Annotated in this window: 14 protein-coding genes and 1 pseudogene; 13 read left to right on the top strand and 2 right to left on the bottom strand. The window is 56.9% G+C overall.

Annotation, left to right across the window (positions count from 1 at the left end; all coding sequences use genetic code 11):
* Nucleotides 1–41 precede the first annotated feature (41 nt).
* The 6 genes from ACUIAI_RS04980 (at nt 42) to ACUIAI_RS04955 (ending at nt 7,811) form a co-directional block, all read left to right on the top strand.
* Nucleotides 42–827, top strand: coding sequence for a TPM domain-containing protein (locus ACUIAI_RS04980; protein WP_445341726.1), 786 nt, complete (start codon nt 42–44; stop codon nt 825–827).
* 4 nt (nt 828–831) lie between these two features.
* The gene (locus ACUIAI_RS04975) at nt 832–1,590 is read left to right on the top strand and encodes a response regulator transcription factor (protein WP_254477292.1); all 759 of its coding nucleotides are present in this window, start codon (nt 832–834) and stop codon (nt 1,588–1,590) included.
* A gap of 184 nt (nt 1,591–1,774) precedes the next feature.
* Complete coding sequence (locus ACUIAI_RS04970; RefSeq protein WP_445342820.1) at nt 1,775–3,535, top strand: sensor histidine kinase; 1,761 nt, start codon at nt 1,775–1,777, stop codon at nt 3,533–3,535.
* Between the two features lie 86 nt (nt 3,536–3,621).
* Nucleotides 3,622–4,011, top strand: a complete 390-nt coding sequence (locus tag ACUIAI_RS04965; protein WP_015022102.1) for a cold-shock protein — start codon at nt 3,622–3,624, stop codon at nt 4,009–4,011.
* A 68-nt stretch (nt 4,012–4,079) separates the two neighbouring features.
* Nucleotides 4,080–5,066, top strand: a complete 987-nt coding sequence (locus ACUIAI_RS04960) for a DUF3027 domain-containing protein (protein WP_445341725.1) — start codon at nt 4,080–4,082, stop codon at nt 5,064–5,066.
* 102 nt (nt 5,067–5,168) lie between these two features.
* Nucleotides 5,169–7,811 carry an ATP-dependent Clp protease ATP-binding subunit gene (locus ACUIAI_RS04955; RefSeq protein ID WP_254477295.1) on the top strand — a complete coding sequence of 881 codons (2,643 nt, stop codon included), beginning with the start codon at nt 5,169–5,171 and terminating at the stop codon, nt 7,809–7,811.
* A 559-nt stretch (nt 7,812–8,370) separates the two neighbouring features.
* Here ACUIAI_RS04955 and ACUIAI_RS04950 read toward each other — a convergent pair.
* A complete protein-coding gene (locus ACUIAI_RS04950; RefSeq protein ID WP_445341724.1) occupies nt 8,371–8,745 on the bottom strand; it encodes a hypothetical protein in 375 nt (124 codons plus the stop codon).
* 1,045 nt (nt 8,746–9,790) lie between these two features.
* Between ACUIAI_RS04950 and ACUIAI_RS04945 the strand changes: the two genes are divergently transcribed.
* The 7 genes and pseudogenes from ACUIAI_RS04945 to ACUIAI_RS04915 all read left to right on the top strand — a co-directional run bounded on the left by ACUIAI_RS04945 (nt 9,791) and on the right by ACUIAI_RS04915 (nt 15,846).
* Nucleotides 9,791–11,251: an NAD-dependent succinate-semialdehyde dehydrogenase gene (locus tag ACUIAI_RS04945; protein ID WP_445341723.1), complete on the top strand. Its 1,461-nt coding sequence runs from the start codon at nt 9,791–9,793 to the stop codon at nt 11,249–11,251.
* A 202-nt stretch (nt 11,252–11,453) separates the two neighbouring features.
* Nucleotides 11,454–12,287: an IclR family transcriptional regulator gene (locus ACUIAI_RS04940; protein ID WP_254477298.1), complete on the top strand. Its 834-nt coding sequence runs from the start codon at nt 11,454–11,456 to the stop codon at nt 12,285–12,287.
* Nucleotides 12,277–13,059, top strand: a complete 783-nt coding sequence (locus ACUIAI_RS04935) for an IclR family transcriptional regulator (protein ID WP_445341722.1) — start codon at nt 12,277–12,279, stop codon at nt 13,057–13,059. Before ACUIAI_RS04940 ends, ACUIAI_RS04935 begins: the two co-directional genes overlap by 11 nt.
* Before the next feature lie 223 nt (nt 13,060–13,282).
* Complete coding sequence (locus tag ACUIAI_RS04930; RefSeq protein ID WP_445341721.1) at nt 13,283–13,810, top strand: MFS transporter; 528 nt, start codon at nt 13,283–13,285, stop codon at nt 13,808–13,810.
* 169 nt (nt 13,811–13,979) lie between these two features.
* Nucleotides 13,980–14,240 (top strand): hypothetical protein, encoded by a 261-nt coding sequence (locus tag ACUIAI_RS04925; RefSeq protein ID WP_445341720.1) that lies wholly within the window; start codon nt 13,980–13,982, stop codon nt 14,238–14,240.
* Nucleotides 14,241–14,357: 117 nt separating this feature from the next.
* A pseudogene (locus ACUIAI_RS04920) lies at nt 14,358–14,549 on the top strand (MFS transporter); the annotation flags it as partial.
* A 244-nt stretch (nt 14,550–14,793) separates the two neighbouring features.
* Nucleotides 14,794–15,846: a 3-isopropylmalate dehydrogenase gene (locus ACUIAI_RS04915; protein ID WP_254477301.1), complete on the top strand. Its 1,053-nt coding sequence runs from the start codon at nt 14,794–14,796 to the stop codon at nt 15,844–15,846.
* A gap of 662 nt (nt 15,847–16,508) precedes the next feature.
* Here the strand turns inward: ACUIAI_RS04915 and ACUIAI_RS04910 are convergent.
* Nucleotides 16,509–18,926 carry an energy-coupling factor transporter ATPase gene (locus ACUIAI_RS04910; protein ID WP_445341719.1) on the bottom strand — a complete coding sequence of 806 codons (2,418 nt, stop codon included), beginning with the start codon at nt 18,924–18,926 and terminating at the stop codon, nt 16,509–16,511.
* Between the last annotated feature and the right edge of the window lie 21 nt (nt 18,927–18,947).

The following is an 18,947-nucleotide window of genomic DNA, read 5'->3' as shown; positions in this document are numbered from 1 at the left end:
GGAGTCCGATGCCGTCAGCCGCTACTGTGGACACTATGACAGTGTTCACGCAGTTGCCCCGTCCACGGATCCATGTGGTCGAACGAGTCTTCCTCCACAAGGCGAGTCCGGGCTGCGCTCCGGTCATGGGGCGGGTTCTGGCTTTCCTGCTTTTGATGGTTTTGATGACGAGCGCCCTTGGACCGACCAGGGTTTTTGCTGATGAGCCTCAGACCGGGGCCGGAACCATGACCGACACGATCACTGATCCACAGAATCTGCTGGGCTCGGATGTAGGATCCGTCAAGGATGCGATCAAGGAGACTGCAGAGCAAACAGGGGTATCGGTCCGACTGCTCTACTTGCCGCATTTCTATGAGGGCGTCAAGCCGGAGATCTGGGCATCCCGGGTGCTCGAATCGATGAAGCCTGCCCAAGACACGGTTATGCTGGCCGTGGCCTCTCAGGACGGCAAATTGGTGGTGGCAGTCTCCAGCAACTCGCAGGCCTGGCTCAAGGACCAATCCAGCGTGGATCAGCTCTCGCAGGCTGCTCTAGAGCCGGTCACCAAAAGCCGCAATCCTGACTGGGTGGGCTCGGCCAAAGCCATGATGACCCAAGTGGAGACTCTTGACCAAAACCACAGACATCACCGGGTCATGATCATCGCTCTTTCGGTAACGGTTGTGGTCCTGGTCGTTCTGGGTATAGCCGTTACGATTTGGTGGCGTCGCAGCAGCCGAAGCGGGGCTCATCATCGCAGGTCCAGTTCAGTGAAGAAGAAATCACGCCCGGCAGAGACGGTCAGCGAACTTTCAGACAATACCCAGAAAGAGGCGGCAAGCTGAAGCCATGAGCAAACCGACGCAAGCACAACTGGTCGTGGTCGACGACGAACCGTCCATCAGGGATCTGCTGGTGGCTTCCCTGCACTTCGCGGGCTTTGCGGTTGAGACCGCAGCGTCCGGCTCCGAGGCCATTCAGGTCATTGAGCGCATCCAGCCCGATCTGATCGTCCTGGATGTCATGCTGCCTGACATCGATGGGTTCACAGTCACCTCCCGTATCCGTCAGGAGGGAATCGATGCGCCGGTGCTCTTCCTGACGGCCAGGGATGACACCCAGGACAAGGTCATGGGGCTGACTGTGGGCGGTGACGATTACGTGACCAAACCCTTCAGCCTGGAGGAGGTCGTGGCCAGAATCAAGGCCATACTGCGCAGAACCCGCGAGCATCAGGAGGACGACCCGATCATCCGCGTGGGCGATCTGGAGATCAACGAGGATTCCCATGACGTCACCAGGGCTGGCCGACCAATCGACCTGAGCCCGACCGAATACAAGCTGCTACGCTACTTAATGGACAATGAAGGTCGCGTGCTCAGCAAGGCCCAGATTCTGGACCACGTCTGGCAGTACGACTGGGGCGGCGATGCGGCCATTGTGGAATCCTACATCTCCTACCTGCGCAAGAAGGTGGATGGTATCACCGTCAGCGACGGGCATGGCCGGGAACACAAGGTCACCCCGTTGATCGAGACCAAGCGAGGAATCGGCTATATGATCCGGGCACCCAAGCAGAACGCATCGGACGGCGGCGATGGCGACTAGTCCCCAGAGTCCGACCCCTAAGACAGAACAGTTGGCTGTTCCCGACCCGAGGTCGGCTGACAGGTCCAGGTCGTTCAAGGGTTCGGACTCCGGCATGAGAGCCGACGCCAACAAGCCGCGGGGCAGGTCTATGCCCAGGTCGCCTCTGGCTGCGATTCCCCTAAGTACCAAACTTGTGGCCAGCATGCTCATCCTGCTCATCGTGGGTACGGTAGGCGTTTCTGTAGCAATCTGCCAGATGGCCGACGACTACCTGATGAAGCGCACGGACTCGCAGCTGATCCGCCAGGCCAATCTGGGAATCCGCAATGCCACCCTTTTGCGTCAGGAGGATCTGAGCAAGAACGGCCTGGGCCCCACCGACTACTTCCTGCAGATCCGTGACGACGACCTGCATATCATTTCGGACGATCTGAATCCCATGCAGGTCAACGGGGTCATCTCCCGCCCGCGTCTGCCTGCCGACGGCAGCATGGGCTCGATACCCCTTGGCCAGCCGACCACGGTACCAGCATACGTGCGGATCTCTAAACAAGCCTCGCCCGACCGCGACACCTTGAAGCGAGCCCGGGCCTCCTGGCGTGTGGTTGCCATGCAGTGGAAGTTGCGCAATGAACTGGACGGGTCCGAAATCAGCGGCGTACTCTTTATCGGTTTGTCCATGAGCGACCAGGATGAGGCTGTACACGATCTGACGGCTTTCTGCATGGTCATCTCCGCCGTGGTGGTTCTTCTGGGCGGGATTATCTCGGTCCTGCTGATCCAGTCCACTCTGGTTCCACTCAAACGCATCGAGAAGACTGCTGCAAAGATAGCGGCTGGCGACCTTTCCCAACGCATTCCCAGCTTCCCAGAAAATACCGAGGTGGGCTCCTTGGCGGCATCCCTCAATGCCATGCTGGCACGAATCGAGCATTCCTTCGACGAGCAGCGCCAGACCACTGAAAAGATGAAGCAGTTCGTTTCGGATGCTAGCCACGAGCTGCGTACCCCTCTGGCCGCCATCCACGGCTATGCAGAGCTCTACAGGATGCAGCGCGACTATCCAGGGGCTTTGGAGCGTGCCGATAAGTCCATTCAGCACATCGAGGATTCTTCCACCAGGATGACGGTCCTGGTTACGGATCTGCTTTCGCTTGCTCGTCTGGATGAGGGCAGGGGGATCGACCCGACCCTGTCGGTCGATCTGACTGGACTGGTGCGGGACGGAGTGGATGACCTGCATGCCCTGGACCCGGATAGAGATGTGGCTACAGGAAGGGTTTGCCTGCATACCGAGGATCAGCCTGCCCCTCAGGAAATGCAAGCTACGGCCAACAAGGGACTGCCAGGCCTCAAGGGACGCAACAAGGAGAAAATCACCGTGGGCGGGCACCTGGGCCCATCGGTCAGCCTGGACATTCAGGAGGGATCTCTGCCCTCGGTACAGGTGATTGGTGACCCCAGCCGTTTGCGTCAGGTGATCACCAATATCGTGGGCAATATTCACCGCTATACTCCATCTGATTCCCCGGTCCAGGTGGGATTGGGCCTTGTCAGGGCAACCATCGCTCCAGCGGATTTGACAAGACTGGAGGCCACTGAATCTTCGCTGGGACGACTGACAGAGGCGATTCAGGTGGCAGAGAACAGCCATGTGGGCACTGACTACGCCATCATTCGCGTGGTTGACCACGGGCCAGGTGTCCCCGAGGAATCCAGGGCCAGGCTGTTCGAGCGCTTCTACACGGCCGACCCGTCCAGGGCTCGGGAGAAAGGCGGCACGGGGCTTGGACTGGCCATTGTCCAGTCTATTGTCAAGGCCCATCAGGGGTTCATCTGCGCTTCGCAAACCCCGGGTGACGGCTTGACCTTCACCATCGTCATGCCACAGGGCGTCAGCCGGGATCAGGGGCACGTTGAGGACCAGGCCAATTCTGCCGCCAACCATCCCGTACGCCTATGACAAGATGGGTCGTCCTGCCCGCTTCAGTCAGGTAGACTAATTTCGGATATACCTGTTCAAGAAGCAACGTAAGGAAGTGGCAGAGCATGCCCAGCGGGAGAGTACGGTGGTACGACGCCAAGCGGGGGTTCGGGTTCATCACGGATGAACAAGGTGGGGATGTCTTTCTGCCCTCATCAGCCCTGCCTGCCGGGGTATCCACCATACGCAAGGGATCCCGGGTGGAGTTCTCGGTGGCGGAGGGCCGCAAGGGGCCCCAGGCCCTGGATCTGAAGCTAGTGGGGCCGACCCCCTCCATCCTGCGCGCCAAGCGACCTGATCCGGACGATATGGCCGCGATCGTGGAGGATTTGATCAAGCTGCTGGATTCGGCTGGCAACGGACTGCGTCGGCACCACTATCCAGGTCGGGCCGAATCCGCCAAGCTGGCCACCCTCCTGAGGGCTGTGGCCGATGACTTTGATGTGCCGGACTGAGTGGACGGCGAGAGGAATCCGACGTGGATCGGTCTTGTCCGGTCCCACTGATGATGAAGGTGTGATAGATGGTTCAAGAGGACCTGGATCCTGAGGAACTGGCCAGGCGAGTGGCTCTGAGCGTGGCTGCCGACAGTGATGAGGTCGGTGAACTGGTCGGCCGTACCCCGATCGGGGATGGAGTCTGGGACTACCGGTTCGCCTCGGCCATCAAGGGCTACGAGGGCTGGCAATGGTCGGTTACCCTTTACCGTGACGAGGATGCCGATACCTGGACTGTGGATGAATCGTCCTTGGTGCCCACTGATGCGGCCCTTCAGCCTCCGGCATGGGTTCCCTGGAAGGATCGCCTGCTGCCCTCGGATCTGAGCGTGACCGACGTCATGGGAACCGATCCCGACGATCCCAGGCTGACAGTCGGATACATGCCAGCGCAAGCTAGTCTTCAGACTCACGAAGACAACGAAGAAGCCAGGACACCATCAGCATCGGTTGATGCTGATGGTGCCGATCAGGAGACTGATGGTGCGGTCTTCCGCCTGGTAGATCGCTCAGGTGACGAAAAGGACATTCAAGGGCAGGAACCAAATGATCAGGTTTCTCTTGGCGCACAGACCTCTGCCGCCGACCTGGATGAGGCCGTCGATCGTTTTGCTCTGAGCCGCCGACACGTGATGACCGCCGAGGCCAGGGCCACAACTACCAAGCGCTGGTACGAAGGTCAGCACGGTCCCAAGTCCCTGTCGACTCGGACGGCCAAGGGCAAGGCCTGCGAGACCTGCGGATTCATGATTCCCCTGGTAGGCGATCTGGGGACCATGTTCGGCGTCTGCGCGAATCGTTGGAGCCCGGATGACGGGCGCGTGGTCTCCCTGGATCATGGCTGCGGCGAGCATTCCGAGATAGAGCCCCAGGAGGAGTCCCATCTTTGGGTCCAATCTCAGCCGGCCTATGACGATCTTCATATCGATGTGGTCAGACCGAAGCCACGCGAGGAGCGCCCTGAGGTGGAACTCATGGAACAGATGGAGTCGGAAGACGGCTCAGAGGACTGATTCCAAGGCCTCGTTGCGTTCAGAGCGCAATCACCGGCGGGCCGAGAATAAACGTCACCGTAAATCTGTAGAGTGAATTACGGATCAAAGGGAAGGACAAGTATGTTCGAACGGTTTACCGACCGTGCGCGGCGGGTGATTGTGCTGGCGCAGGAAGAGGCCCGCACCCTGCAGCACAACTACATCGGCACCGAGCACCTCCTCCTGGGCCTGATCAGGGAGGGTGACGGTGTTGCCGCCAAGGCCCTGGCCTCCAAGGGCGTGGAACTGGATGCCACACGTAAGCAGGTTGAGGAGATGATCGGTAAGGGCAATGCGGTCCCCAATGGGCACATCCCATTTACGCCGCACGCCCGTCAGGTCTTGGAGCTGTCGCTGCGCGAAGCTCTTCAACTGGGTCACTCATACATTGGCACCGAGCACATCCTCCTCGGCCTCATTCGTGAGGGTGAGGGCGTCGGCACCCAGGTGTTGATCAAGATGGGTGTGGATCTGGGCGATCTGCGGACCGCCACTATTGACATGATTCGCGGCAACCATGAAGGCGGCGACGCTGGCAAGGGCGATCTGGCCAATGCCGGCGGCGTTTCCAACAAGGGCGGGCAGACCGGTTCGGCCATCCTGGACCAGTTCGGCAGGAACCTGACCCAGGAAGCCGCTGAGGGCAAGCTGGACCCGGTCATCGGCCGGGCCAACGAGATCGAGCGAGTCATGGTCGTCCTGTCCAGGAGGACCAAGAACAACCCGGTGCTGATCGGTGAGCCTGGCGTGGGCAAGACTGCCGTGGTCGAGGGCCTGGCGCAGAAGATTCATGAGGGCGATGTTCCAGAGACGCTCAAGGGCAAGCAGGTCTACTCGCTGGATCTGGGCTCCATGGTGGCCGGTTCCCGCTACCGGGGTGACTTCGAGGAGCGTCTGAAGAAGGTGCTCAAGGAGATCAAGACCAGGGGCGACATCATTCTCTTCATTGATGAGATTCATACCATCGTCGGTGCAGGTTCGGCCGACGGGGCCCTGGGCGCTTCTGACATGCTCAAGCCCCTGCTGGCTCGCGGCGAGCTGCAGACCATCGGCGCCACCACTACCGACGAGTACCGCAAGTACATCGAGAAGGATGCGGCCCTGGAGCGGCGATTCCAACCCATTCAGGTCTCCGAGCCCACAATCGCCCAGACCATCGAGATCCTTAAGGGTCTACGCGGTCGCTACGAGCATCATCACCACGTCACTATCACTGACAAGGCCCTGCAATCGGCGGCCGAGCTCTCTGCACGCTACATTCAGGACAGGAACCTGCCTGACAAGGCCATTGATTTGATTGATGAGGCCGGCGCACGTCTGCGCATCAAGCGGCTGACCGCCCCGCCGGAGCTCAAAGAACTTGATACCAAGGTGGATCGTATCTCAGCTCAGAAGGACCAGGCCATCAAGGACCAGGACTTTGAGAAGGCCGCTCAGTTGCGTGACAGCCAGGAGAAGCTGGAGGCCGAGCGCAAGGAGAAGGAGAAGGCCTGGCACGAGGGCGAGTCCGACGTCAAGATGGTTGTCGACGAGGACGTGATTGCCGAGGTGGTCTCCTCGACCACCGGCATCCCGGTCTTCAAGCTGACCCAGGCCGAGTCCAAGAAGCTCCTGGGTATGGAGAAGGAGCTGCACAAGCGGATCATCGGCCAGGATGAGGCTGTCTCCGCCCTCTCCCGTTCCATCCGTCGTACGCGTGTGGGCCTCAAGGATCCCAAGCGTCCTGCAGGTTCCTTCATCTTCGCTGGACCCACCGGTGTGGGCAAGACCGAGCTGGCCAAGGCTCTGGCCCAGTTCCTCTTTGATGATGAGGATGCCCTGATCCGGGTGGATATGTCCGAGTTCTCGGAGAAGTACTCCACCTCCCGTCTATTCGGTGCCCCTCCGGGGTACGTGGGATACGAAGAGGGCGGCGAGCTGACCGAGAAGGTCAGGCGCAAGCCATTCTCCGTGGTCCTCTTCGACGAGATCGAGAAGGCCCATCCGGACATCTTCAACACCCTGCTGCAGGTGCTGGACGACGGCCATCTGACTGATGGGCAGGGTCGCATGGTGGACTTCAAGAACACCATCATCATCCTGACCACCAACCTGGGAACCCGTGACATCGCCAAGGCTGCAAACACCGGCTTCAATGTGAGCGGCAACACCGAGACCTCCTATCAGAGGATGAAGGACCAGGTGACCAGTGAGCTCAAGCAGCAGTTCAGGCCTGAGTTCCTGAACCGCCTGGATGACATCATCGTCTTCCAACAGCTGACCGAGCCCCAGGTCCGTCAGATCGTCGATCTGGACATCGCTCAGCTTAACGATCGTCTCTTTGAACGCCACATGTCCCTGGATCTGACCGACAAGGCCAAGGACCTGCTGGCCGAGAAGGGCTTCGATCCGCTCCTGGGCGCCCGGCCTCTGCGCCGCGTCATCCAGCGCGACATCGAGGATGCCGTCTCCGAGAAGATCCTCATGGGCGACCTTACGGACAATGAGTCCGTCCAGGTTGACGCCGAAGGCGAGGGCATCCTGGGCGAGTTCACCTTCACTGGCAAGCCTTTCGAGGGACCCCGGCATGCGGCCAGCTCTGCCGATGGGCAGGACCAGGAGCCTGAACTGGTTGGAGCCCCAGTGTCTGCTACCCCAGATGCTGATCTCTCTGAGGATGCCTCTCAGGCAGATCGGGTGGAACGTCCCTTGGGTGATGAGCCACCAGAGGGTTCAGCTGAGTAAACAGGCCATGGATATTCTCTTGATGTGTTCGGCAGAGGAACCAAGGATTTAAGACACGATGATGGGGGTGGAGAACACAAGAGGTGTTCTTCACCCCCATCATCGCTATTTCCGGAGTCTTCGCCATGGTAATAGGCTGGGCCTTGAGCCCTTCAGCTTTGATAAGCCGGTAGGTGGGTATGCATACCCCCTCAAGTATCTTCGAAAATTGATGGGCAGGAAGTGGTCTTTGTCCTCAAATCCCTGGTCATTCTTCATGTAAAAGAGGGTTTTAAACCCCTGCGATCCCCCTGGTGGGAGAGGAAGTTAATGGAACCAAGCCGTAGTCGTTGACAAGAATGATGATGTTTTTTCCTGTTCCGGTATGGCAGCGAGGACACCTTGGTGGCGCATGAGGAAGAATGCGTGTCCTCTGAAGTTGAAGATTTCCCGATTTGGTGCTGCCATGCGCAGTCCATGCAGCAATGTTCATATTCGACGGAATAATCAAAGGTGATCCTGACTGCCAGGATTCCTTGGGGCCGCTGCATAGGGATCCAACGGCATTGACCATTGCATCCTAGGGCCCGGCGAAACTGGTGACAATCCCGATCACCTTCTTCTGACCCAGCTTGTCGTCTTCGGGAATATGCTGAGTCTGCCGAACAACTTCCGTCTTCCTGCTGTAGTCATAAGGTACCTGCCAGTCTGCCGGGGCATGGCTCAGTTCATGAATCGCATCCTTGCAACTCCCGACGATCGCGATTGTCGCTACCTTGTTGACATCAAACAAGGCTACGTTGATATTGACGAACCATACTGGGGGCTCTGGGAAGACGGTATTCGAGGCCGAGATAAAGTCGGTGTACTTGGTTCCGGTGCCGATTATCAGGTCGGTTGGCTGGCTCCAGTTGATTGGCTTATGTGAGTCTGATGGAGCTGAAAGACTCGACATTCGGTGGGCGCTCAGAGACTTATAGCCTCCCTTTGCTGGCTGAGTGCTGCCACTGGGATGCCGATGTGTTCAGTGAAGACGTTCAGTTGCTTGCTGGCTGAAGAGTAGACCCGTGCCGCAGTTGGCGATAGTGAAGGGAAGTTTACTAGTTCGTATGGTTGTGGCTGTAGCCACAGCATCCGCATCCGGCCGGCCCGCTGATTTTCCAGGTGCGTAGCTTAAAAGAGTGGCGGGGAAGTCGAGGCTTCGGCCTGAACATCGAGCGTTGCCGCCCTGTTTTGGCTTGGACTGTCAGTGTTTCCACGGCATTGTTCAGGGCGGTTAATCCTATTCCGATAGCGGCCGATACGCTTAGGGCATCATTGCCGGAGATGTCATAGGAGCGTTCATTTCTCAATCTGTTGCAAGATTGAACCGGCACGACGGGTTGAGACAATATAGCTGGGCTGCAAGAGGAAGGGAAGCAAGAGGACGATCAGCCTTGCCGTGCCAGTGTCTGTCACCAGGTTGGCGGATCCTGGACCTATTCGGCTATCGCGGCCATGGCCTCTATGGTTCTTAAGGCGTGTTTAGAGCACGGCGATGTGGCTCATAACTTGTTCATTGTGCGCTTGTATGAAGCGTATTTGTTTTGCTCTTCTAAGAACGTCCACCCAAGGCTGCAGACATTGCCATGTTCCATAATGCGCATGGGTATCTTTAGAGAAGCTGTTGGCCTGTCTGCCGTGGATGACTTGTTGGGCCTCTAAGATCCGCGCCATCTGTCCGGCTGCCAATCGTATCACGCCCTTTTGGTGTATCCTCCGCTTTCTTGTATACCGACCCTGAATAGTTGCTGGCCCATTGCCATCGGCGCCATTTCCCTATCTCCCTCCTGCTAGGAACCGGACTAGGTCATGCTTATCAGAGCAGTTGCTACTGACTGCAAATGCGAAAGATATCACTAAATGGACAAATTGTCTGAAATTTAGTATGTTAGAAACGTTTATCCAAACACAGGAATGTATCTGCTGCAAAGAAGCGCTGAAAGTGAGGAATAGACAGTATGTGGAAATACAAGGTCGAGTCATTACTTCCCCAGTCGGGAACGAGCTTGTTTATCGACGGACAGTGGAGGGCTGCCGACAGTGGCCGGGTATTTGAAGTGGACAACCCTGCCGATGGCTCTACGCTCTATCAGGCATCGGACGGGGATGGGCAGGAGGCGCTGGCTGCCCTGGACAGTGCTGAGAGGGCCCAAGAGTCCTGGGCCCAGTCAACGCCGCAGGAGCGGAGGGATATACTGCAAACAGCTTATGAGGCTCTGATGGATAACAAGGAGATTTTTGCAGAGCTGATGACACGTGAGATGGGCAAGAGCTTCAAGCAGGCGCTGGGAGAGGTGGACTACGGCGGCGGCTTTCTCAAGTGGTTCTCAGAGGAGGCCATGCGTGAGTATGGCAGGACTTTCCGCCTGCCGGACGGCCGCAAGGGTCTGGTTACACACGATCCGGTGGGACCCTGTTACTTGATTACCCCCTGGAACTTCCCGCTGGCGATGGGAACCCGGAAGATTGGCCCAGCCTTGGCTGCAGGAGATACCGTGGTGGTCAAACCTGCCGCGATGACTCCTCTTACCACGCTGGCGTTAGTGGAGATTTTACGGCAGGCAGGGGTGCCTAAGGGCGTGGTCAATGTCATCACCACCTCCCATTCCTCTCACATTTCAGATGCCCTCTTTGCCGACCATCGGTTACGTAAGGTGAGCTTTACCGGTTCCACCCCTGTGGGTGTCAAGCTGATGAAGCAGGCGGCCGACAATGTGCTGCGCACCTCCATGGAGTTGGGTGGCAATGCCCCCTTTGTGGTTTTCGATGATGCGGATATCGATGCGGCTGTTGACGGCGTCATGCTGGCCAAATTCCGCAACTATGGAGAAGCTTGTACTTCAGCTAACAGGATATTGGTACAAAAGGGGGTTGCCGACCAGTTTGTGGCCAAGGTGAAGGAGCGTATTGAGGCTCTGGTCGTGGGTGATGGCATGGATGAGGCAACCGATATCGGCCCCCTGATTGACGTCAAGGCTGTAGATCGTATCGGGCACTTAGTTGATGAAGCAGTCAGCGAGGGGGCGGAGCTGATCGTCGGTGGTCACAGGGATGAGCACGGTGAACGATACTTCCAACCGACGCTTCTGGACCGTGTCCCCCGCCAATCTCGGGTATACACTGAGGAAATCTTTGGACCCGTCCTGGCTGTAAGCCGCTTTGACAGCGACGAAGAAGGCATCCAGGCCGCTAACGACACGCCGTACGGACTGGCAGCATATGCCTACACCAGCTCGATAAAGCGCAGTGAACTCATGCAACGCCGTAGTGAGTCTGGTGTCCTGGCCATCAATTCCGGCGTGCTCTCCGATGCCACGGTTCCCTTCGGCGGAGTCAAGCAATCAGGTGTTGGCAGAGAGGGTGGAGCCGAAGGCATCTTTGAGTATATGACCACGAAGTATACCCTTCTGGTTCCCTGATGCTCAGTTTTGTGGTCTTCAAACCTAAGCGGTTGGAGACAGACTGAAGGGGGAAGATCCGCACAAGTTTTCGCTAGGTCCTGTCCCCCCCCCCCCCTCAAGCCTCCTGATGGTGGACCTCCTTGTATGCCGGATAACCTGCCGACACCATATAATGTGCACTGGGCATAGATGGACGGCCAAAGATAAGAAGGAGGGTGCCATGAGGAGGGGTACCAGATCTGACCCGGGGCACAGTGTTGGCACCCTGACCAAGGCCAAAGCGGTATTGGACGCTCTGAAGCAGCTTGGTCCTTCGAGGATCAGCGAGATCAGCGCTTATGTGCACGAGCCTGCAAGCTCCACCTATCGCCTGCTCTCCAATCTCGTGACCTTAGGTTGGGTGGATCATGGCCTACATCGCGGCGAATACCGCTTGGGCATCGCCTGTGTGCGCATTGGTGGCCGTATTGAGGCAAGGCTGGATGTACAAAGCATTGCCAGACATGTCTTTAAGAGGCAGGAGGGCTCAAATGGCAGCTGGAGTCTTTTCGTCCGCTACAATGTGCGCTCGGTCTGTGTGCAGATGACCTTCCTGGGGCAGAGTCGATTGCGCTCGCCCCAGATTGGCTATTCGCTGCCGATCAGCTTGGGTGCCCCCTCCGACGTCCTCCTGGCCTTTCTTGATCAATCGCGGTTTGAACGTCTGATAGAGCACTATCGCTACAACGCTGACATGGGCGGACTGCTTTCGACCTTCCGGGAGCGCTCGGTGCAGATGGCTGAAAAGGTCACCAAACGGGGTTACGCCTATGATGTTGACCAGACAGTACCTGGGGCGCTCACCATAGCTGCCCCGATATTCGATCATTCTGGTCATATCAGGGCGGCGGCCTGTTATAGCGGGCTCTCCAGGACCAATAAGGCACTGGTTGAATCAGGTGCCGATTTGTGCGAGGTGAACCGCCTGCGTCAAGCTGCTAGGCAGATATCGCAGGGACTAGGCTATTCGTTTGACGCCAGGGAGGGAAGGTTCGATAGTGAGAGTGAGCAGTAAGGCCAGCGATCAGGAGCCGACCGGGGCCCTGTTTAAGGCTGGAAAGATCATCGATATCCTGGCTGATAACAACGGTATCGGGCCTGCTGAAGTGGCGGCTGTCTCTGGCATCCCCCGCTCATCCGCCTACAGGATCCTGGATGGTTTGGTCCAAGTCGGTCTGGTCAAGGTCAACCAGGACGATACCTATTCACTGAGTTTGAGCTGGCTCGATCTTTCCGATGTGGCACGCAGTTCCCTGACTGAATGGCCCAAGGCCTATGATCTCTTGGCTGAACTGACGACTCTCACTGGGCAGACCTCCTTCCTGACTGTAATCAGTGGTTTCGAAACCGTCTGTGTGGAATGTGCACAGGGGCAAAGCTTTGACGCGTTGATCCTACGGCCGGGCGGTACTTTGCCCTTCTTTGCTGGTGCTGCTGGCCGGGTTTGTCTGGCCTATTCTGATGAGCAGATCCAGGAAGACTATCTGCAGCAGGCACCTTTTGAAGGATATAACGAGAACTCGTTGGTCACTTCCGACGCTCTGTGTGCGGATATTAAGCAGATTCAGAAGAGAGGATTTGCCATTTCCAATGAGGACATCACCATCGGTGTGGCCTCGATCGGTGTTCCCATTTTTTCACAATCGAATGGTAGGGTCGTGGGTGCTCTGTCGACTGGCGGTTTTGTAGACGCGATGATGCCACGTTGTGAAGAACTGGCAGGGCAACTCAAGGTTTATGTTAATCGCTTAGGAGCAGGTAGGCCTTTGGACTCCATATCGGAATAAAGCTTTGATGTCCGGTTTGGGGGGGGGGAGGGAGACAGCAGAGTCCGAAGGTGGGGCTTGTGTTGCCGGGATGAACAGTCGGTCTGTTGCCTAGATCAGCGGAACTTTACTATTTCATTTCGAGTAATGAACATATTGACCATAATTCAACAAGTAAGTCAAATTTAGGGTTAGCGAGAAGCACAAATAGGCATGTATCATCTCAAAAGCCTCCCAAGACTTAATGTCGAAGCCCTGGCTCGTAAATATATACGTTATGTCAGCATACTGGTTGTGGCGGGAATTTTGGCGGGAACTGTTTGGTTATAAGCCAACCTTCCTGTCTGAGGCAGCCTCAAAGATGAATTTAGCTGCCTCCAGGCAGCGGCTCAGCGCCTGGCGTAAGGGCATTATCACTGCGATGATGCTCCTAGGGTGTGCAGTTGGTTCTTTCTGTGGTGGCAGCCTGGCAGATCACCTGGGTTGCAAGCGACTGATCCTCTACCGGGTGATCATATATGCTCTGGCAATCCATGCCGCCTTCCTTTGTCATCTTCCGGGAACTCGTAGGATTTGCGGTAGGGACGACTTTCTGTGTGGTTCCCAGATATCTGGGAGAGCTTGCACCATCCTGACGGCAGGGCTGGGTGGTCTCCCGCAATTCCCTGGTCCAAGAAGACTGGCATGGCCTGGATTTGGGCGATTGTGGTTCCTCCGTCCGCAGTCCATAACGGTTATCTTTTGTCCATGGAACACCGAGCTTCCTTGCTAGCCAGTTTATGGAAACCGAGGCAGTCAAGTTCCTGATGGAAACTTGTTCTAAGTCAGGAGCAGAGGCGACTCTCGCCTCCTTTCAACCGGCGGAAAAGAAAGAGACAGAGGGGCCAAGGAAAATTGCTCCACTCTTGGCTGCGTAGGATCTTGTTGGCAAAAGCAGGGGCATGGCAAATGAATCAGCGGCTGGTTTGAAAGCCATCAACATCTTCGTCCCCGGCATATTTTCATCAACATTGGGTATCGGCCTGGATAACTCGGTTATTGCCATGGTGCCGGTCATGAGTGATTTGTCTATCGGCGCTGCCCTTGGCGGCCTTGGCTTTATGGATAAGATGAACCGCTGGACTGCAATGATGGGTGTCTTGGGTGAGGTCTCCATCCTCCTTGCCTTGTTGCGGGCCCGCTTTTCTCTCTATAGACCCTAACCACCCCTCTGCTAGGATGTTCTGGCTTCGTATGGTCCTAGACATACTAGACCTCGCCTTCGTTCAGGACATCGTTTAGCCGGTGACCTGGCAGCTTCTTACTGAGTATTTTCGGCAAAGATCCGGGGCAGGGGAGTTGGATATGCCAAAGTATCAGTCAATGCGGCAAACTGTATCATTTCTTTTCTCTTCCTGCTCCTGCTCAAAGAGGTTGGCGGAGCGTTTACCTGCTTTAGCTTTGCGCTCATCAATGTAGGAGCCATCTTCTTTACCAAGGCTTATATTCCGCAGATTAGGGGAAGATTCTAGAGCAGATTGAACAGGGGGCCGAAGATGTGACTGGAAAGACTCGATTGACTCCGTACAAGATTGGACCTACCTAGCAGTGGAATTGCTCCCTCTTCACTCGCATGCCCTAATAGAGGGACAGAAGTAAATTATGATCATAAAGTCTAAAATGTAGAATTATCTAGGAAAATTACCCAGAATTGTCATATTTCATCGGTAAATATTGATTATGTACACTCAAAAATGATAATGATAGGTTAAGCATATGGCAGACAAAGATGTACAGAAGACAATCAATATAGCTGTTATTCCAGGAGACGGTATCGGCAGGGAAATTACCCCGCAGACCCAGGCAGTTATGGACAAGGCGGTAGGCGATGAGGTAAAGCTACAATACGTGGACTATGACCTTGGTGCTGAGCGTTACCTGCGCGACGGTACCCTGCTCAATGATGAGGATTTGGAATCCATCGGGCGGCAGGATGCCATCCTGCTGGGGGCTGTGGGCGACCCGCGTGTGCGTTCAGGGATTCTGGAGCGCGGCCTCCTGCTCAAACTCAGGTTCAGCTTCGACCAGGCCGTCAACCTGAGACCGACCAAGCTCTATCCGGGGGTGAGCTCGCCGCTAAAGAATCCTGGCCAGATCGATTTCGCCGTGGTCAGGGAAGGAACTGAAGGCCTCTACTCAGGAATGGGAGGATACGTCCGTCGGGGGACTGACCAGGCCATTGCGACCGAGACCTCACTCAACACGGCTTTCGGTGTCGAGCGTGCGGTACGTTATGCCTTTGATCTAGCCCGCAAGCGTGGGGGTAAGCGCAATGTGACTATGGTCAATAAGACCAATGTCCTGCCTCACGCCGGCGCTCTCTGGCTGGATATTATGGACAAGATAGCGCAGGACTATCCAGATGTGACATGGGACTACCTGCATGCTGATGCCTGCACAATCTTTCTTGTGACTGAGCCCTCACGCTTCGATGTCATTGTCACCGACAATCTCTTTGGTGACGTGCTCACTGATGAGGCTGGGGCTGTGGTCGGCGGCATTGGATACTCAGCCTCAGCCAACATCAACGTCACTGACGAACACCCTTCAATGTTTGAGCCCATTCATGGTTCAGCCCCTGATATCGCCGGTAAGGGGATCGCCAACCCGACAGCTTCAATCCTGTCTGGAGCCATGCTTTTGGAACATTTCGGATATGACCAGCCTGCTCAACGCATACAGAGGGCTGTAGAAGAAGACGTTGCTGCCAATGCAAGCAGGTCAAGGTCCACAGAACAGGTTGCAAGGGATATTATCTCCCTCCTGTAAGCGGACAAAAGGAAGAAGTTGATACTTATCAAGAGTGCACTTGACCCTACCTCATCTATTGCAATTACAGGCTGCTGGAATTGCCGCAGGCTATCGGTACAAGCAGAGGTATCGAATGATCACATCCTTCCCCTTACACTCACTCTCCAAGGCTGAAGTTGTCCTGGTCTACGATTTGGCACAGGCCTGCAGAGATCCACCGTGAGTTGGCTACCCAGGTCATGTAGGTCGGCAAGCCAATAGTTTATTGACAAGCCGATGGCTGGACGGAATCTGGCCGCAAACAAGATCCTTGAGGTGGCACAGGCCACCGGCGCACATGGAGCGGCCTTCCAGAATCGACGCTATGACGCAAAGATTTTCACATCCAGCAAGTTACCTACAGCAATTGGACCTGGGCCGTGTCGTACATGTGAAATACAGGTACGGTTCTTTTCGCCTCAGTGTGGAAATCGGCTGGTGTGGCTTCCATCAGTGTAAGGCTGACAGTCTCTGTGTTCTGGAATTCATCGACCAGGCCACGCACTCTAGCCAGGAGAAAGAAGAAGAGGATCATCCACGATTAGGGTAGATGCACTCAACACTTGGCCTTCGGGCTTACTGATAACAGGTTAGGTCCCCGCTGATCGCATATATGGCTGATCAGTGGGGACCCAATCTGTTCAGAACAGAGGATGCAGCAGCAGGGCCAGCAGGTAGACGGCCATGAGAGCGATGAACAGGATGTCCATCCTGCCCAGTCGCAGCAGGCGGTAGTGGGTGCGCTGTTGACGACTACCCTCATAGCATCGGGCATCCAAGGCCCGGCTCAGGTTATCGGCGTGGCGCAGAGCTCCAGCGAAGACGGGAACCGTGATAGCTATGGCCGCATGCAGGCGTTGCGAGAGCGAGCCGGACTCGATGGATCCGCCACGGGCCGCCTGGGCTTCCACAATGGCCTGAACCTCACGTCCCAGGGTGGGGATGAAACGCAGAGCCAGTGAGAGGACTAGGGCGATCTCATTGGTGTGGATACCCAGCCTGGACAGTGGGCTCAGCAGGGATTCACAGGCATCGGTCATCTGTGTCGGCGTGGTTGTCTCTACCAGGAGCGCCCCCAGAAAGATGATCAGCATGAAGCGACAGGCATAGAGTACAGCTACCCAGATCCCTCCTGTGGTCAGCACGAATGGGCCCCAGGCAGCCAGTCTGCGGCCGGTTTGGGTGACCAAAAGATTGAACAGGGCCAGCAGAAGCATGAGTGCCAGAAAGCCCTTGACTGAATTCAAAATGGAACGCAGTGGCGCTCGTGCGGCGGCAAAGAGACCCACAGTGACCATCAGCGCCAGAACGAGTTGTGTCGGTGTGGAGATGGCGAAGGCGGTGAACATGGCTAGGAGGAAGGTCACCAGTTTGGCTCGTGGGTCCAGCCTCGCCAGCAAGGATAGGGGTTTCTGGTCGGCCTGATCACGTTCCGCTTTCTTCCCGGTGGCCCCCTTCTCCGCTGCATCTGTTGCGAGCAGTTGGTGATATCGTTCCACGACTTCGGCAGTAGTCCCATAGGCTAGTGTTTCCCCATGCTCCAGGAGCAGGGTCTGGTCGGCCAGGTCCAGGGCCTCGCGATCGGCGTGTGTGCTCATGACGATGGTGACCCCACGCTTATGGAGTACTCGGAGGAGTGTCATGATGCGTGCGCAGGCCTGGGGGTCGAGACTGGCAGTGACCTCGTCCAAAACCAGTAGTTGCGGGCTGCAGGCCACGACTCCGGCGATGGCCACCAATCGTCGCTGACCTCCCGAGAGGTCGAAGGGGGAGCGGTCGGCCAGATCACCGATTCCTAAAAGCTTCATGGCATCATCCACCCGATGCTGCACCTGCTCAGGCCCATAGCCCAGGTTGTGTGGACCATAGGCGATATCCTGGGCAACGGTATCCGCAAAAAGCTGATGTTCGGGATATTGCATGACATAGCCGACCCTTTGACGCAGAAGCTTCAGATTATGGCGCCGCAGATGCTTGGCCTTGGGCTGGTCGGGTCCGGCCAAGGGCAGGCCGGCCACCTGGATGGACCCGCTGTCGGGAGCGGCCAAGGCACAGATGAGCCTGGCCAGGGTGGACTTGCCGGATCCGTTGCGACCGATAATGGCCAGGGTCTGTCCTGCCGCCAGCTCCAGATTCACCCCGCTGAGGGCTTTGCTGCCGGCATCCGGAAAGCTGTAAGAGACATTCGACAACTTGACCATGGCAATGGCATGGTTGTTGACCGTGGTCTTCGTATCCGCTTCTGGCGCCCTGCTTTGGGTCAGCGGATTTCGGTCCGGTTTGCCAATAAGGGCGGGCAGATCCTTCCTGGTCAGGATCTGGTCAGGTCTTCCGGATGCCACGATGCGCCCATGGTCAAGTACCAGGACCCGATCAGCCTGTCTGGCTTGCTCAAGCAAGTGGGTGATGTGGACGACAGCCGTGCCCTGGGTCGTCAGCCGACAGAGGATCGATTGAATCTCCTGCCGGCCGGCAGCATCAAGCATGGCGCCAGGTTCGTCCAGCACCATCATGCCTGGATTCATGGCCAAGCTGCCGGCCAGGGCCAGTCGTTGTTGTTGCCCGCCTGACATGCGGGTGGGATCATCATTCATCCGCGTCTGCAGATCCACCTGCCTCAGGGCCGCTGGCACGCAGGAGAGCATCTTTTGACGGGGAATGCTCAGATTCTCGGGCCCAAAAGCCACGTCGTCCTGGACCACAGTAGTCACGATCTGGTCCTCGGGGTTCTGAAAGACCATGCCGATGCTCCGCCGTGCCTGCCGGTAGGCCTCAGTGTCGATCTGTCGGCCCTGGTCCGGGGTATCGAAGCAGACCGCTCGGCCCATAAGTTCGACCTGGCCGTGGTCAGGTGCCGTCGCACCCGAGAGGATGCTTCCCAGCGTGGATTTGCCAGAACCATTCGCTCCCAGAATGCACAGATGCTCGCCTGCATGTACTTCCATGGAGAGATGGTCCAGGGCCCAGGTCTGGCCTCCGTCATAGGAGAAGGAGACCTGGCTGAGACGAGCGACCGTTGCCTTCGAATCCGCTGAAGCCGGGACTGCGGATTCGGTCATGGATGCTGCCATGACGATCCG

The organism is Bifidobacterium sp. ESL0827, assembly GCF_052606685.1.
The sequence above is the reverse complement of the archived record's forward strand: the minus strand, read 5'-3'. Positions and strand labels throughout refer to the sequence as shown.